This window comes from Candidatus Albibeggiatoa sp. nov. BB20, assembly GCA_016744725.1.
Lineage (GTDB): Bacteria > Pseudomonadota > Gammaproteobacteria > Beggiatoales > Beggiatoaceae > Albibeggiatoa.
The window spans coordinates 1-16,627 of record JADGDW010000106.1 but is presented as its reverse complement, the minus strand read 5'-3'; the positions used below and the strand labels follow the sequence as shown (position 1 = coordinate 16,627).

The window sequence follows — 16,627 nt, the reverse complement described above, 5'->3', positions numbered from 1 at the left end:
AAATAAAACCAGAACTGCTGAAAAAACTATACATATAGTATAATTTATTGAATTAAAAAACATTTTTCAAATAGCTACTTGCTAAAATTAAAATATATCCTATAACATCAACATGTTAAAATAAATTAGATTATCAATAGCAATTGATAACAAAGCCTAGGGATGTTGCCATTCTCTAGGCTCAAACTTGTTCTTACTTTGACTAGAAAAGCAAGAAAGTAATTGTTAAGGTAAATTACATGCCTTTCATAAGGATTATTATTTTTTTGTTAAAACTACAATAATTCAATGGGATCCACATCTAAGTGCCAACGTATTTTTTGCCCAGACGTTGGTAATTTAGGCAACCACTGTCTTAATGATTCATGCAATATATTTCGTTGACTTGACTGTAGAAGCAGTTGAGCGCGATATTTCCCTATTCGTTTTTGTATCGGAGATTCTACAGGATAATGTAATTGCATGACTTCATCATTGATTAAATCCTGTGCCTCTAATCTAGCCATTTCTAAAAAATGTAGTGCTTCTTCTTTTGTATCAGATTCTGCCCGTAACACAGCTAAATGAATGAATGGGGGATAGCCTGTTAGTTCTCGTTCAATTAAATGTTGATGGGCAAAAGCATGATAACCTTTCTGAATCAGATATTTTAATAATGGATGGTCTGGATAAAATGTTTGGACAATCACTTGCCCTTGTTGTTCCACCCTTCCTGCTCTTCCTGAAACTTGAGTAAATAATTGAGCCATGCGCTCTGCGCTACGATAGTCTATGCCAAATAATCCCCCATCAATATTAATGATACCAACAAGTGTGACATTTTTAAAGTGATGGCCTTTCGCTAAAATCTGAGTGCCAACCAAAATATCAGCTTCGCCCGCATTAATTTGATTTATTAAGTCTGACATTGCATGTTTGTTACGGGTACTATCACTGTCAATACGTAAAATCCGTGCATCAGGAAAATAATTTTGTAAAATTTCTTCAACTCGTTCCGTGCCTTGACCCTTATGTTGCAACTCAGGGTGCTGACATTGTGGACATATTAAATCGACAGGATGTTGTGTATTGCAATGGTGACAATGTAATTTCTGCGTCACTTTATGGTAAGTCATGTTGATTTCACAATGACGACACTGAGCTGTCCATTCACACTTTGGACATCGCAAAATCGGTGCATAACCTCGGCGATTAATAAATAATAGAACTTGTTGCTGTTGTTCTAAACAAGCTTGAATATTATTTTGTAAAACTTGAGAAATGGGATAATTAGCTTGCTGATGTTGCATATTAATAATTTTAAATTTTGGATGAACCGCTGCCCCTGCACGTTCGGGTAAAGCAAGATGCTGATAACGCCCTTGTTTTGCATTATATAAAGATTCTAAGCTAGGTGTTGCACTGCCTAAAATAACGGGAATATTAAGCTTTTGCGCCCTAACTACAGCCATATCCCGAGCAGAATAACGTAAAGAATCTTGTTGTTTATAGGAGTGGTCATGTTCTTCATCAACAATGATAACGCCCAATTGCAGGAAAGGAGTCCAGATTGCTGATCGTGTCCCAATGATAATTGAAATCTTGCCATCACGGGCTTGAAGCCAAGTTTGCAACCGTTCTTTAGCTGAAAGTTTTGAATGAATAACTGCGATAGGTACTTGATAACGTTGTCTAAATCTTGCAACAGTTTGAGGCGTTAAATTGATTTCAGGAATCAGTAATAAGGTTTGTTTATTTTGTTTAATAACTTGTTGAATAATTTGCAAATAGACTTCTGTTTTACCGCTACCTGTAACACCATCAAGTAAACAGGGATAGAATTGGTTTAAATTTTCACATACTTGCTCAACCGCTTGTTGTTGGAATGAGTTTAAAGTTAAGTGTTGTGGTTCTGATGTATATTGCCCCGTTTCTTCCTGAATAATTAAGCCTTTTTTCTCCAAAGCCTGTAATGTACAGCTTGTATTTTTAAATTGTTCTTCAAGTGCTGATTTTGCAATGCCTTGAGGATATTGCTGTAATAATTGTATAAGCTGTTGTTGTTTCTTAGTTAATTTGTGCTGAGAGCTTGGCTCAGTTTCAGTCAATCGCCAGACAGTCACTGCTTCAAGCGGGGTATTTTTTCCCTGCATTAATAAGCTAGGCAATGCAACATCAAACGTCATACCTAGCGGGTAATGGTAATAACGGATCGCCCATTGGATTAATTGAAATAATTCAAGTGGAATCAATGGATTATAATCAAGTAGTGAGGTGATAAATTTAAGTTTAGAAGCGGGTACATCTGTTTTATCTTTAATGCCAACAACAATGCCTACTAATTTTCGTGATCCGCCAAAAGGGACTTTAACTCTAACTCCTATTTGTACTCTATCAGGTGAAATATTAGCTGGTAACAAATAGTCAAAATCAGTATAAAGTGCAATAGGCACAGCGACTTGTAAAATAGAAGGCATGATAATAAATAGTCTGTATATGTGTTTAGGTTTTATTGCTTAGCTTTTACACTATAGTCATTTTATTTTAAGATGATACGGACTGGCAGTCCTAGATTTTAAATCTATTTGATATTTAAAGTATTTCAGGACTGCCAGTCCTCACACTCAAGGTAGAATTGACTATATACGATATATTATGGAAGGATGGGTGATTTCTAAACAATAAGTGATTTTCTTATAAATTGTTAGAAAACTTAGCGCACCCAAATAAAAAAACCTGCCAAATCTTTACGACTTGACAGGTTTTTCAAAACCGAGAAATGAAGGCTAAAAATTACATTCCTTCAGCATTTTCCTCTGATGAGGTTGCTTCTTCCTCAACTAAAGCCGCCGCAGCGGCTGCCGCCGCAGCATCAGCTGCAGCACCTTCAGTTGCAGCAATACCATACTGACTACGACGATCTTGATGATATGCTAAGCCTGTACCTGCAGGAATCAAACGACCCACAATCACGTTTTCTTTCAAGCCGCGTAATTCATCACATTTACCATTCACAGAAGCTTCGGTTAATACCCGTGTAGTTTCTTGGAACGATGCGGCTGAAATAAAGGATTCAGTTGCTAATGATGCTTTGGTAATACCTAACAAGACATGTTCCCATGTTGCGGGCACTTTGTTATCAGCTTCTGCGTGTTCGTTCTCTTCAGATAAACGATAACGCTCCACTTGTTCACCCGGCAATAAGCGCGTTTCACCTGGATCCATGATATTCACTTTACGCAACATTTGACGCACAATGACTTCAATATGCTTGTCGTTGATTTTAACCCCTTGCAAACGATAAACTTCTTGCACTTCGTTCACAATATAGTTAGCTAAATTACTCACGCCTAACAAACGTAAAATATCATGTGGATTTGGTGCACCGTCAACCACAGTTTCACCGCGTTCTACATGCTCACCTTCAAACACATTAATGTGTCGCCATTTTGGAATCGCAATTTCTATTGCATCGCCATCATCACCCGTAATCACTAAACGTTGCTTAGTTTTAGTGTCTTTACCAAAACTTACTGTACCACTACGCTCAGCAAGAATTGCAGGTTCTTTCGGTAAACGTGCTTCAAATAAATCTGCAACTCGTGGTAAACCACCTGTAATATCACGGGTTTTTGAAGACTCTTGAGGTAAACGTGCGATAACTTCACCAACTGAGACAGTTACATTTTGCTCAACGGTAATAATTGCTTTCGGTGGTAAGTAATAAGCCGCTGGAGTATTCGTGCCCGCAAAATACACATCGTCACCCGCTTCTGTGACCAATTTAACCATTGGGCGCATATCTTTAGCATTCGATGGACGTTGCTTCGGATCGATCACCTCAATACTGCTTAAGCCCGTGAATTCATCTGTGTGACGGTTTACGGTAACGCCTTCACTTACGTCGGTGAATTCAATTTGACCTTCTACCTCTGTAATAATCGGATGGGTATGTGGATCCCATGTAGCCAAGGTTTGACCCACTTCAACTGTATCGCCATCAGCAATACTGAGTACCGCACCATAAGGAATCTTATAACGCTCTTTCTCACGACCAAAATCATCATGAATACTCAATTCACCTGAACGTGAGACAGCGATAAATTGAGTTTGTTCACCGCGTTGCTCCAATACTTTAATATTGTGCAACTTGACCGTACCTTTGGTCTTAATCTGAATATTGCTGATTGCCGCCGCTTTCGATGCTGCACCACCAATATGGAACGTCCGCATAGTTAACTGTGTACCCGGTTCACCAATGGATTGTGCTGCAATAACCCCAACTGATTCACCGATGTTGACTAAATGTCCACGGCCTAAATCACGACCATAACATTTACCACAAATACCATGACGAGATTGACACGTAATAGCCGAACGGACTCGCATCCGGTCAACACCATATTTATCTAATTCATCAACCCAGAATTCATCAAGCAATGTGCCAGCGGAAACCACAGTATAAGGCTGTTTTTGTTCTGGTAATTGGACAATCACATCCATGGCAGCCACTCGACCTAATACACGATCACGCAAGGCTTCAACCACTTCGCCACCTTCAATTAAGGCAGTCATTTCTAAACCTTTATCCGTACCACAATCAGTTTCAAATACCACTACGTCTTGTGCCACGTCAACCAAACGACGGGTTAAATAACCTGAGTTCGCTGTTTTTAATGCGGTATCCGCCAAACCTTTCCGCGCACCATGGGTTGAAATAAAGTATTGTAATACGTCCAAACCTTCACGGAAGTTCGCCGTAATTGGCGTTTCAATGATTGAGCCATCTGGTTTTGCCATCAAGCCCCGCATACCTGCAAGCTGCCGAATCTGTGCTGCTGAACCCCGTGCGCCTGAATCCGCCATCATATAGATTGAGTTAAATGAAGCGACTTCGACTTTATCTTCAGGTTTTAACTCTACATTTGGATCATCAGCAATTTTGATTTTTGCATGATAATTGGCTTCAATTTCAGTGACTGCTTGTTTGTGTTGCTCTTCAGTCAATTTGCCTTCACGACGTTCTACTTCAACTTGTTTTAAGCTGGATTCACGTTGAGCTAATAAATTAGTGAAACGTCCGTCTAGTTCCGCTTTACCTAATTTTTCCATCATTGCTTTGGCTAATTTGTCATTGGTGTGTGACCAAATATCAATGACCTTGTTATAACGTTCGCCGTTGGTAATCAAGCCTGAGCTGTATTGTTCTTGAATTTCTTTAACTTGATTATCTGCAGAACCAATAATTTCAGGTTTGGACTCTGGGATATTCATGTCTTCGATACCAATTGAAATACCAGAGCGAGTCGCATAAGAAAAACCCGTATACATCAAGCGATCTGCAAAAATCACCGTGTCTTTTAAACCTAAACGACGGTAACACGCATTAATTAATTTAGAGATATTTTTCTTGGTTAAATCACGGTTGGCTAAGTCAAATGGGAAACCAATCGGTAAAATATCAAATAACAATGCACGCCCCACGGTTGTGGCAATGATTTGGTCATTTAAAATGATTTTGCCATCTTCATCACGAATTGGGCGGCCACGTTCATCATGTGTGGCTTGTGGTAAACGAATTTTAACTTTCGCATTCAAGCTGACTTCACGGGTTTCATAAGCACGATGCACTTCTTTAGTGTCGGCAAAAATAATCCCCTCTCCTTTAGCACCCACTTCTTCACGGGTCATAAAGTACAGACCTAATACCACATCTTGCGATGGTACGATAATAGGTTCACCGTTGGCAGGTGATAAAATGTTGTTAGTCGACATCATCAATGCACGGGCTTCTAGCTGTGCTTCAATTGATAATGGGACGTGAACCGCCATTTGGTCACCGTCAAAGTCAGCGTTAAACGCGGTACAAACCAATGGATGCAATTGGATCGCTTTACCTTCAATTAACACAGGTTCAAAGGCTTGAATGCCTAATCTATGTAAGGTTGGAGCACGGTTCAACATCACAGGATGTTCGCGAATCACTTCTTCTAATACGTCCCAGACTTCAGGGCCTTCGCGTTCGACCATTTTCTTAGCGGCTTTAATCGTGGTGGCTAAACCGCGCAATTCTAATTTACTGAAAATGAATGGTTTAAATAATTCCAACGCCATTTTTTTCGGCAAACCACATTGATGCAAACGCAAGGTAGGTCCAACCACAATCACGGAACGACCTGAGTAATCTACCCGTTTCCCTAATAAGTTTTGACGGAAACGGCCTTGTTTACCTTTAATCATATCGGCTAACGATTTCAAAGGTAATTTATTAGAACCCGTAATCGCACGACCACGACGACCATTGTCTAATAATGCGTCAACAGATTCTTGCAACATGCGTTTTTCGTTACGCACGATAATGTCTGGCGCGTTCAAATCTAACAGACGTTTCAAACGGTTATTACGGTTAATCACCCGACGATATAAATCGTTTAAGTCAGAAGTCGCAAAACGACCGCCATCCAATGGGACTAAAGGACGTAATTCAGGTGGAAGTACAGGTAATACTTTTAAAATCATCCATTCAGGGCGGTTGCCAGAATGTAAGAAAGATTCTAATAATTTTAAGCGTTTAGAAAATTTCTTGATTTTAGTATCAGACGTTGTGTTAGCGATTTCTTCACGTAATCGAGTGACCTCACTTGGTAGATCAATAGTACGGAATAACTCGTAAACAGCTTCAGCACCCATACGCGCATCGAAATCATCGCCGTATTCTTCCACTGCTTCTAAATATTCATTTTCAGACAGTAATTGACCACGTTCCATAATGGTTAAACCGGGGTCAATTACTACATAGGCTTCGAAATACAATACCCGTTCAATATCGCGCAAAGTAATATCAAGCAATAAACCCATACGTGAAGGTAAGGATTTCAAGTACCAAATATGTGCCACAGGGCTGGCCAGCTCAATATGCCCCATGCGTTCACGACGCACTTTAGCTTGTGTGACTTCAACGCCACATTTTTCACATACTACGCCGCGATGTTTTAAGCGTTTGTATTTACCACATAAGCATTCATAATCTTTGATAGGCCCGAAAATTTTGGCGCAAAATAGTCCATCTCTTTCAGGTTTAAAGGTTCTGTAATTAATTGTTTCAGGCTTTTTAACTTCGCCAAACGACCACGAACGGATTTTTTCAGGAGAGGCCAGACCAATACATATACGGTCAAACTCCTCAACCTGTCCTTGGCTGTTTAGTAGGCTTAGCAAATCTTTCATAGTGTGCCACCAAAAGTTTTTTGATTAGCGATGTTTGAGTTGAGGCCAATTTTTGTGCCACTGGCTCTCACTCTTAATCAAGTTTTATTCTATCAATCAGACTTATCTTACTCGCAAAGCAGAGCTTTGTAGGCAGGCATTCCCAAGTAGAACTTGGGAACGAGCATAATCCTTAAAGGATTAGCAATCCTGATTCGAGAGAGTTAAGATCCAACTTGTTCCAACTCAATATCAATACCCAGAGAACGAATCTCCTTAACCAATACGTTGAAGGATTCAGGCATACCCGCTTCCATCCGATGATCGCCATCCACGATGTTTTTATACATCTTAGTACGGCCATTCACATCATCTGATTTCACGGTGAGCATTTCTTGCAAGGTATAAGCCGCGCCATAAGCTTCTAACGCCCATACCTCCATTTCACCAAACCGCTGACCACCGAATTGCGCTTTACCACCTAACGGTTGTTGCGTAACTAAACTATAAGGGCCAGTAGAACGTGCATGCATTTTGTCATCAACCAAGTGATTTAATTTCAGCATATACATGTAACCAATAGTGACATGACGTTCAAATGCTTCACCTGTACGACCGTCGTATAATTGAGTTTGACCTGTGGTTGATAAGCCCGCCAATTCTAACAAGTTACGAATTTCTTGCTCACTTGCACCATCAAAGACAGGAGTTGCAGTCGGGACACCACCACGTAAATTCTTCGCCATCGCTATCAATTCATCATCAGAAAACTGACTTAAATCTTCTTTCTGACCACCAATTTTATTGTAGATTTTGTCTAAGAATTCGCGAATCTCTTCCACTTTACGTCGTGCATCTAACATTTCGCCAATGCGTTTACCAGCACCTTTTGCAGCCCAACCTAAATGGGTTTCTAACACCTGTCCGATGTTCATCCGTGACGGTACACCCAATGGGTTCAATACGATGTCAACTGGATTACCATCAGCGGTATATGGCATGTCTTCAATTGGCACAATCATGGATACAACACCCTTGTTACCATGACGACCTGCCATTTTATCACCCGGTTGAATCCGACGTTTAACTGCCAAATACACTTTAACCATTTTCAGTACACCTGGTGCTAAATCATCACCAGATTTTACTTTGTTGACTTTTTCTTGATACATTTCATCAGTCAACTTACGTTCACCCTGTAAACGGTCACGGGCTTTTTCTAATTGGTCGTTGATTTCTAACTCTTGCAAGTTGATTTCGAACCATTGTTCACGGCTTAAAGTCTCTAAGTAGTCTTTAGTTACCGTGTCATTAGCGCGTAAACCTCTTGGGCCACTGAGTGCAGTTTTACCCACAATCTGTTTTTCTAAACGACTGAATGTATCATCTTCTAAAATCCGATAGCGATCATGTAAATCTTTACGATAATCCGTTAATTCACTGGCATCGATTTCTTTAGCACGCTTGTCTTTTTCTACACTATCACGGGTAAATACTTGTACGTCAATTACTGTACCAAATGTACCTGAAGACACGCGTAATGAGGTATCTTTTACATCAGACGCTTTTTCACCGAAAATCGCACGTAGTAGTTTTTCTTCTGGTGTAAGCTGGGTTTCACCTTTTGGCGTAACCTTGCCAACTAAAATATCACCTGGTTTAACTTCCGCACCAATGTAAACAATCCCTGACTCGTCTAATTTGCTTAGAGCAGCTTCACTCACATTTGGGATATCTGAGGTAATTTCTTCAGGGCCTAACTTAGTATCCCGTGCCATACAACTCATTTCAACGATGTGAATCGATGTGAAACGGTCTTCTTGTACTACACGTTCTGAAATTAAGATTGAATCCTCAAAGTTGTAACCATTCCAAGGCATGAACGCGACTAACATGTTTTGACCTAAAGCCAATTCACCCATATCGGTTGAAGGGCCATCAGCTAATACGTCGCCTTTCGCTACGATGTCACCTGTCTGTACTAATGGGCGTTGATTAATACATGTGTTTTGATTCGAACGCACATATTTAGTCAGGTTATAAATATCAACACCAGTCTCATCTTGGGTTTCATCATCATTGACCCGAATAACAATCCGTGCTGCATCCACTGAATCAACGACACCACCACGGCGAGCTGTTACAGCCACACCAGAATCCACTGCTACTGCACGTTCCATGCCTGTACCAACCAGTGGTTTTTCAGCACGAATTGTAGGCACAGCCTGACGTTGCATGTTTGAACCCATCAAAGCACGGTTAGCATCATCGTGTTCTAAGAATGGAATCATTGAGGCCGCGACTGATACAATCTGTTTCGGCGATACGTCCATATAATTAATGGTTTCGCTACGGTGCAAGCTGGATTCATTACGATGCCGCGCGTTAATCAATTCATCAACGAGATTGCCATCTTTATCCAAGTTTGCATTTGCCTGTGCAATAACATATTGACCTTCTTCAATCGCGGATAAATAGTCCACTTGAACGGTCACTTTGCCATTTTCAACTCGACGATAAGGCGTTTCTAAAAAGCCATATTCATTAGTACGTGAATAAACCGCTAAGGAGTTAATCAAACCAATGTTTGGCCCCTCAGGTGTTTCAATTGGACATACGCGACCATAGTGAGTTGGATGTACGTCACGTACCTCAAAGCCTGCACGTTCACGGGTTAAGCCACCTGGGCCTAAAGCTGAAACACGGCGTTTATGTGTCACTTCAGATAATGGATTATTTTGATCCATAAATTGTGACAATTGGCTTGAACCAAAGAACTCACGCACAGCCGCTGAAACAGGCTTCGCATTGATTAATTCTTGTGGGGTAATATTTTCAGATTCAGCAAGGCTTAAACGCTCTTTGACTGCACGTTCTACACGCACTAAACCAATGCGGAATTGGTTCTCAGCCATTTCACCTACGCTACGAATTCGACGATTACCTAAATGGTCAATATCATCCACTTCACCATTGCCGTCACGAATATCAATTAAGGTTTTGAGTACCGCTAAAATATCATCTGTTGATAATATACCTTCACCTGTGACTTCTTCACGTCCTACCCGACGGTTAAATTTCATCCGACCTACAGCCGATAAATCATAACGATCAGAACTAAAGAATAAGTTGCCAAATAACAATTCAGCCGCGTCTGCTGTTGGCGGTTCACCGGGGCGCATCATGCGGTAAATTTCAATATGCGCTTCAGTTTTGCTAGTGGTGGGGTCAATACGTAAGGTATCAGACACATAAGGGCCACGATCTAAATCATTGGTATATAATGTTTCAAATTCATTAATACCATTTTCAATAAATAATTCTAACAAATCTTCAGTAATTTCATCGTTAGCCATAGCTAAGAATTTATCTTCTGATAACATTGCTGCTTTAACATCATGTGCTAACACTTTGCCGATGATGTAATCTTGTGGTACAGACAGCTTTTCAATGTTGCTAGCGGCTAAAGTTTTGATATGGCGTGCAGTAATCCGTCGTCCTGTTTCCACCACAACTTCACCACCTTTGCCTTTAATATCAAAGCTGGCCAAATCACCACGGAAACGCTCAGGAACTAAATCAAGGTAGAATTCACCGCTTTTATAGCTAAAGGTATTCTTTTCAAAGAATAAATCTAACATTTGGACGTTATCAAAACCTAAAGCACGTAACAAGATAGTTGCAGGTAATTTACGTCGTCTATCAATCCGTACAAATACGCAATCTTTGTGGTCAAACTCAAAATCTAACCAAGAACCACGGTAAGGAATCACCCGTGCAGCGTAAAGCAATTTACCAGAGGAGTGACTTTTACCCTTATCATGGTCAAAGAAAACCCCTGGAGAGCGGTGTAATTGCGATACAATCACCCGTTCTGTACCATTGATGACAAATGTGCCAGTGTCGGTCATTAAAGGTAGTTCACCCATGTAAACTTCTTGTTCACGGATGTCTTTAACAGTTTTGGCATCGGCTTTACTTTCTTTATCGTAAATCACCAAGCGCACACGTACTCGTAACGAAGCCGCATAGGTCATGCCTCGTACTTGACATTCTTTAACCGTAAACGCAGGCTTACCTAATCGATAGCTGACATATTCTAAAACGGCATTGCCTGAATAACTTTCAATGGGGAATACAGAGGTGAATGCAGCGTGCAAACCAATGTCTCGACGCTGTTCGGGGTCTTTATTTTGTTGTAAAAAATCACGGTAAGAATTAACTTGCGTGGCGAGCAGATAAGGTACGTCCAATACACCGGGACGTTTACCAAAGCTTTTACGCAAGCGTTTTTTCTCAGCAAAAGAATATGTCATGGGAACTCCGTTTTAAAACAGAATTTGACTGTTGCAACAATGACTTAATGAGCAAGCAGAAATCTTTAAAAACTATTTACTCCTATGGTAAGGAGCGTGCAATCTTCAATATAAAGACGGCAATGGCGTTAATTTTCGCCTATGCAGCTATCAGTTTTGTAAACTTTGTCTGCATTTGTTAGAATAGTGTAAGTATCTAAATGTGTGCCAATTATTTGGAAAATAGGAAAAACCCTTTAAATTACGCATTATAGTCCGCTTTATTTAGTAATAACATTGGGTTGGTTTTTTTATATAATGAAAATTATTTAATATTAAATAGAATGGGTTATTTTGTAAGCAGAAAAAGGCCAGCAAGCCTAAAGCTTACCAGCCAATTCATTAAGATAATGTTATTATTACAAATAAATAACAATTACTTAATTTCAGCAGAACCGCCTGCTTCTTCAATATCTTTCTTAACTTTTTCAGCTTCGTCTTTAGAAATGCCTTCTTTAACTGCAGAAGGAGCACCTTCAACAAGTTCTTTCGCTTCTTTTAAGCCTAAGCCTGTAATGCCACGAATCACTTTAATTACACCAACTTTCTTCTCACCAAAGCTAGTTAATGATACTGTGAATTCAGTTTGTTCTTCAGCAGCAGTTGCTTCACCACCACCAGCACCAGCCATCATCATAGGCATCGCAGCTGCAGCAGCAGAAACACCAAATTTGTCTTCCATTGCTTTAGTTAATTCAACAACTTCCATCACAGTCATGTTTGAGATGGCTTCTAGCATTTCTTCTTGGGTAATTGCCATGGGTAAAGCTCCTTAAATAAAGTGTTAAAACTACGCGCCTTCGTTTTCTTTCTTCTGCTCGCCAACTGCAGCCACGGTACGAACAAATTTCGCGTGTGGTTCTGCCAATGTACGAACAAATTGCGTAATAGTTGCTTTCATTACTGACATTAAGCTTGCAATTGCTTCATCACGAGTAGGTAATTGTGCAATCGCATCAAGGTCTTTGGCATCGAGTAATTTTCCGCCTAAAGCCACATTTTTAACAACTAAATTTTTGTGGTCTTTAGCAAAATCTTTAATTAATCGAGCCGCAGAACTAGGACCTTCTTGTGAAAACGCAAGTACTAATGGTCCAATTAAAGCTTCTTGCATACACTCAAACTCAGTGTCTTTAACTGCAATTTTTGTCAGTGTATTTTTAACAACGCGAACATATACCCCAGACTCGCGCGCTTGTTTACGCAACTCTGTCATTTCTGATACGGTTAAACCGCGATATTCAGCAATAACCGCTGAGTGTGCGTTGGCAGCAACTTCTGCAACTTCGGAAACGATGGCTTTTTTGTCTTCTAAGCGAAGTGCCATGTACTTCTCCTGAGGTCAGTAAGAGGATTTCAAGTAAACTCGATTTCCTCTTGTCTTATGTTACAGCAAAGATAAACCTCTATAACTCAGAAGCTTACCACCTTGCCGTCTACGTAGGGTATTAAGCTTTCCTAAGAAAGCACCTACGGTCTTGGACGGCTGCTGAACACTAACTGCACTCAGCAGCCCAAGAATTATTTTTACAGAACTCAATATTTAGGAGTACAAAACGTATTCATGCAGAATAAATTTTGCACTCCTAGACTGAACTTATAAACCTAAAGTCGATTTCTCAACCGCAATACCAGGTCCCATTGTGCTAGAGATGCTAATTTTTTTCATAAACACCCCTTTTGCAGAACTTGGCTTTGCTTTGTTTAAATCGGCCAACAATGCTTGCAAGTTTTCAAGTAAAGCTTGACCTTCAAAATTCGTTTTGCCAATAGAGCAATGAATAATACCTGCTTTATCAGTACGATAACGTACTTGGCCTGCTTTTGCATTACGCACTGCTTCTTCAACATTTGGAGAAACTGTGCCTACTTTAGGGTTAGGCATTAAACCACGAGGGCCTAAGATTTGACCTAATTGACCAACAACACGCATGCAATCAGGTGATGCAATCACAACATCAAAATTCAGATTACCTGCTTTAACTTGCTCGGCTAAATCTTCTAAGCCAACAATATCAGCACCTGCTGCTTTGGCTTTTTCAACGTTTGCACCTTGAGTAAACACGGCAACACGAACTGTTTTACCTGTACCATTTGGTAGGACTGTAGAACCACGAACCACTTGGTCAGATTTACGTGGGTCAACACCTAAGTTCACACTCACGTCTATAGATTCTTCAAATTTAGCTTTAGGTAAAGATTTTAATAAGTCAAAAGCTTCTTCAATTGGGTAAAATTTAGTTGAGTCAACTTTTTCCCGAATTGCTTTTAAGCGTTTAGTTAATTTTGCCATCTTTAGATAACTCCCTCTACGTCGATACCCATGCTACGCGCACTACCTGCGATAGTACGTACTGCTGCGTCCATATCTGCTGCAGTCAAATCAGGCATTTTAGTAGTTGCAATCTCTTCTAATTGCTGACGATTAACCGTTCCCATTTTATTTGTATTTGGGTTAGGACTGCCTTTAGGGACACCCGCTGCTTTTTTCAATAAGATGGATGCAGGAGGGGTTTTTAAAATAAAACTGTAAGATTTGTCACTATAAACCGTGATCACAACAGGTGTTGGTAAACCTGGTTCAATGTTTTGAGTTTGCGCGTTAAAATCTTTGCAGAACTGCATGATATTCAAGCCGTGTTGACCTAATGCTGGGCCGACAGGAGGACTTGGGTTAGCTTGACCTGCTTTAATTTGTAATTTAATGTACGCGTGTACTTTTTTTGCCATGTAAAACTCCAGTGGGTGCAAACGCGATTAAGCTCCCCAAGTGCAATTATCGTGGGACTAGCAGTCCTTAACGTAATATATTAATCTTTTTCAACTTGACTAAATTCAAGTTCAACTGGGGTAGAACGACCAAAGATCATCACAGCTACCCGCAAGCGGTTTTTCTCGTAATTGACTTCTTCAACCACACCATTGAAATCATTGAAAGGTCCATCTGTCACACGGATAACTTCACCAGCTTCAAATAATACTTTAGGACGTGGTTTTTCTGAGCCTTCTTGAACCCGCTGTAAAATAGACTCAGCTTCTTTATCAGAAATAGGGACAGGCTTTTCTTGTGTACCGCCGATAAATCCTGCAACTCTAGGCACTTCTTTGACTAAATGCCACGCATCACCTTCCATTTCCATCTGCACTAAAACATAGCCAGGAAGCAATTTCACTTCACTTCTATGTTTTTTGCCATCACGCATTTCAACTACTTCTTCAGTGGGTACAACAACCTCACCAAATTTTTCTTGTAATTCAGACGAGCTACGTTGAATGCGGTCTAAAAGGGAGCGTTGGACGGTTTTTTCAAACCCAGAATAAGCTTGAACCACGTACCAGCACAAAGCCATATTAACTTCCTCGCCCTGTTAACGAGCTCACAATCCAGAAAAGGGCTGAGTCTAACATCCAGATAAAGATAGCGACTAACAATACCATACCCAATACAATAGCAGTGGTTTGAATGGTTTCTTGTCGTGTTGGCCAGACTACTTTACGGACTTCGGTATGCGCTTCACGTAAAAAAACGAGAGATTCTCGACCTTTGGCGGTGGTAGATGCTAAAAAGATAGCAATTCCAGATAAGCCTAGCAAGCCAACAACACGTGCAAGCAATGACTGGTCAGAAAAATAGTAAAAACCCACCATTCCTACAGTAATAAGAACAATGGCGACAACCCATTTTAGAAAGTCTGTTGTCTTTGACTCTGCTGCAATTGTGCTCATAAATAGAAACTATTAAACAGTGGAGACTGGAAAGACATGAATCAATCAGCCTTGAGGATAAGTTAAGTGCTTAAAATAACCACAAAAAAGTGGCAGGCCAGGAGGGAATCGAACCCCCAACCTACGGTTTTGGAGACCGTCGCTCTGCCAATTGAGCTACTGGCCTAAAGAGAACTCTTTAGTTTTATTCCTTGGACTGCAATAAATCAATCACAATCCAAAGAAACATTATACTACTATTCAATCACTTTGGAAACAACTCCAGCACCTACGGTACGACCGCCTTCACGAATCGCAAAACGCAAGCCTTCTTCCATCGCAATTGGAGCAATTAATTTTACAGTGACTTTGATATTGTCACCCGGCATTACCATCTCAGTTCCTTCTGGTAATTCTACCGCACCTGTTACGTCGGTGGTACGGAAGTAAAACTGAGGACGATAGCCATTGAAGAATGGTGTATGACGACCACCTTCATCTTTTCCTAATACATACACTTCAGCTTCGAAGTGCGTATGAGGTGTAATTGAACCTGGTTTCGCTAATACTTGACCACGTTCAACATCTTCACGTTTTGTTCCACGTAATAAAACACCAACGTTATCACCTGCTACACCTGCGTCTAACAACTTACGGAACATTTCCACGCCCGTACACGTTGTTTTAGTCGTATCTTTAATACCAACAATGGCAATTTCATCGCCTACATTCACTTTTCCGCGTTCAATACGACCTGTTACAACCGTACCACGACCTGAAATTGAGAATACGTCTTCAATTGGCATTAAGAAAGCTTGATCTATATGACGTTCTGGTTGAGGGATGTAACTATCCATCTCTGCAACTAAATCAAAGATTTTTTGAACGTGGTCAGCATCACCTTCAACTGCTTTCAATGCTGAACCCATTACTAATGGTAAATCATCACCTGGGAATTCGTAGCTGCTTAATAATTCACGTACTTCCATCTCAACCAATTCTAATAACTCGTCGTCATCAACTTGGTCAGTTTTGTTCATGAATACTACGATGTAAGGTACACCCACTTGGCGTGCTAACAAGATGTGCTCACGTGTTTGTGGCATTGGACCATCTGCTGCAGATACAACCAAGATCGCACCATCCATTTGTGCTGCACCTGTAATCATGTTTTTCACATAATCGGCGTGACCTGGACAGTCAACGTGCGCATAATGGCGGTTTTCTGATTCGTACTCAACGTGTGCTGTTGCGATTGTGATACCACGCGCTCTTTCTTCAGGGGCGTTATCAATTTGGTCGTAAGCTTTAAATTCACCACCATGTTTTTCTGCCATACACTTAGTTAGAGCAGCAGTTAACGTGGTTTTACCGTGATCGAC

At 40.5% G+C, this 16,627-nt stretch carries 10 protein-coding genes and 1 tRNA gene; all 11 read right to left on the bottom strand.

The annotated features are described in order from the left end of the window. Window positions 1-275: 275 nt before the first annotated feature. On the bottom strand, window positions 276-2,456 hold the full coding sequence (locus tag ABXH34_RS12230) for a primosomal protein N' (RefSeq protein ID WP_353572167.1): 2,181 nt from the start codon (window positions 2,454-2,456) through the stop codon (window positions 276-278). A gap of 316 nt (window positions 2,457-2,772) precedes the next feature. Next, window positions 2,773-7,206: a DNA-directed RNA polymerase subunit beta' gene (rpoC, locus tag ABXH34_RS12225; protein ID WP_353572166.1), complete on the bottom strand. Its 4,434-nt coding sequence runs from the start codon at window positions 7,204-7,206 to the stop codon at window positions 2,773-2,775. Between the two features lie 203 nt (window positions 7,207-7,409). Further along, window positions 7,410-11,501, bottom strand: a complete 4,092-nt coding sequence (gene rpoB / locus ABXH34_RS12220) for a DNA-directed RNA polymerase subunit beta (protein ID WP_353572165.1) — start codon at window positions 11,499-11,501, stop codon at window positions 7,410-7,412. A gap of 415 nt (window positions 11,502-11,916) precedes the next feature. Continuing rightward, the gene (rplL, locus tag ABXH34_RS12215) at window positions 11,917-12,300 is read right to left on the bottom strand and encodes a 50S ribosomal protein L7/L12 (protein ID WP_353572164.1); all 384 of its coding nucleotides are present in this window, start codon (window positions 12,298-12,300) and stop codon (window positions 11,917-11,919) included. 30 nt (window positions 12,301-12,330) lie between these two features. Next, a complete protein-coding gene (gene rplJ / locus ABXH34_RS12210; protein ID WP_353572163.1) occupies window positions 12,331-12,867 on the bottom strand; it encodes a 50S ribosomal protein L10 in 537 nt (178 codons plus the stop codon). Window positions 12,868-13,137: 270 nt separating this feature from the next. Beyond that, window positions 13,138-13,833 carry a 50S ribosomal protein L1 gene (gene rplA / locus ABXH34_RS12205; protein WP_353572162.1) on the bottom strand — a complete coding sequence of 232 codons (696 nt, stop codon included), beginning with the start codon at window positions 13,831-13,833 and terminating at the stop codon, window positions 13,138-13,140. 2 nt (window positions 13,834-13,835) lie between these two features. Continuing rightward, the gene (gene rplK, locus ABXH34_RS12200; protein ID WP_353572161.1) at window positions 13,836-14,270 is read right to left on the bottom strand and encodes a 50S ribosomal protein L11; all 435 of its coding nucleotides are present in this window, start codon (window positions 14,268-14,270) and stop codon (window positions 13,836-13,838) included. Window positions 14,271-14,350: 80 nt separating this feature from the next. Then, window positions 14,351-14,890 carry a transcription termination/antitermination protein NusG gene (gene nusG, locus ABXH34_RS12195; protein ID WP_353572160.1) on the bottom strand — a complete coding sequence of 180 codons (540 nt, stop codon included), beginning with the start codon at window positions 14,888-14,890 and terminating at the stop codon, window positions 14,351-14,353. 1 nt (window position 14,891) lies between these two features. Continuing rightward, window positions 14,892-15,266 carry a preprotein translocase subunit SecE gene (gene secE / locus ABXH34_RS12190; protein WP_353572159.1) on the bottom strand — a complete coding sequence of 125 codons (375 nt, stop codon included), beginning with the start codon at window positions 15,264-15,266 and terminating at the stop codon, window positions 14,892-14,894. 90 nt (window positions 15,267-15,356) lie between these two features. Continuing rightward, a tRNA-Trp gene (locus ABXH34_RS12185) sits at window positions 15,357-15,432 on the bottom strand. A 70-nt stretch (window positions 15,433-15,502) separates the two neighbouring features. Next, a partial coding sequence (gene tuf, locus ABXH34_RS12180; protein WP_353572158.1) for an elongation factor Tu occupies window positions 15,503-16,627 on the bottom strand: 1,125 nt, incomplete at its 5' end.

Bases quoted from the DNA above. Each gene is read 5' to 3' on its own strand.
- ABXH34_RS12230 (WP_353572167.1), bottom strand. From the start codon at position 2,456: ATGCCTTCTATTTTACAAGTCGCTGTGCCTATTGCACTTTATACTGAT.
- rpoC (WP_353572166.1), bottom strand. From the start codon at position 7,206: ATGAAAGATTTGCTAAGCCTACTAAACAGCCAAGGACAGGTTGAGGAG.
- rpoB (WP_353572165.1), bottom strand. From the start codon at position 11,501: ATGACATATTCTTTTGCTGAGAAAAAACGCTTGCGTAAAAGCTTTGGT.
- rplL (WP_353572164.1), bottom strand. From the start codon at position 12,300: ATGGCAATTACCCAAGAAGAAATGCTAGAAGCCATCTCAAACATGACT.
- rplJ (WP_353572163.1), bottom strand. From the start codon at position 12,867: ATGGCACTTCGCTTAGAAGACAAAAAAGCCATCGTTTCCGAAGTTGCA.
- rplA (WP_353572162.1), bottom strand. From the start codon at position 13,833: ATGGCAAAATTAACTAAACGCTTAAAAGCAATTCGGGAAAAAGTTGAC.
- rplK (WP_353572161.1), bottom strand. From the start codon at position 14,270: ATGGCAAAAAAAGTACACGCGTACATTAAATTACAAATTAAAGCAGGT.
- nusG (WP_353572160.1), bottom strand. From the start codon at position 14,890: ATGGCTTTGTGCTGGTACGTGGTTCAAGCTTATTCTGGGTTTGAAAAA.
- secE (WP_353572159.1), bottom strand. From the start codon at position 15,266: ATGAGCACAATTGCAGCAGAGTCAAAGACAACAGACTTTCTAAAATGG.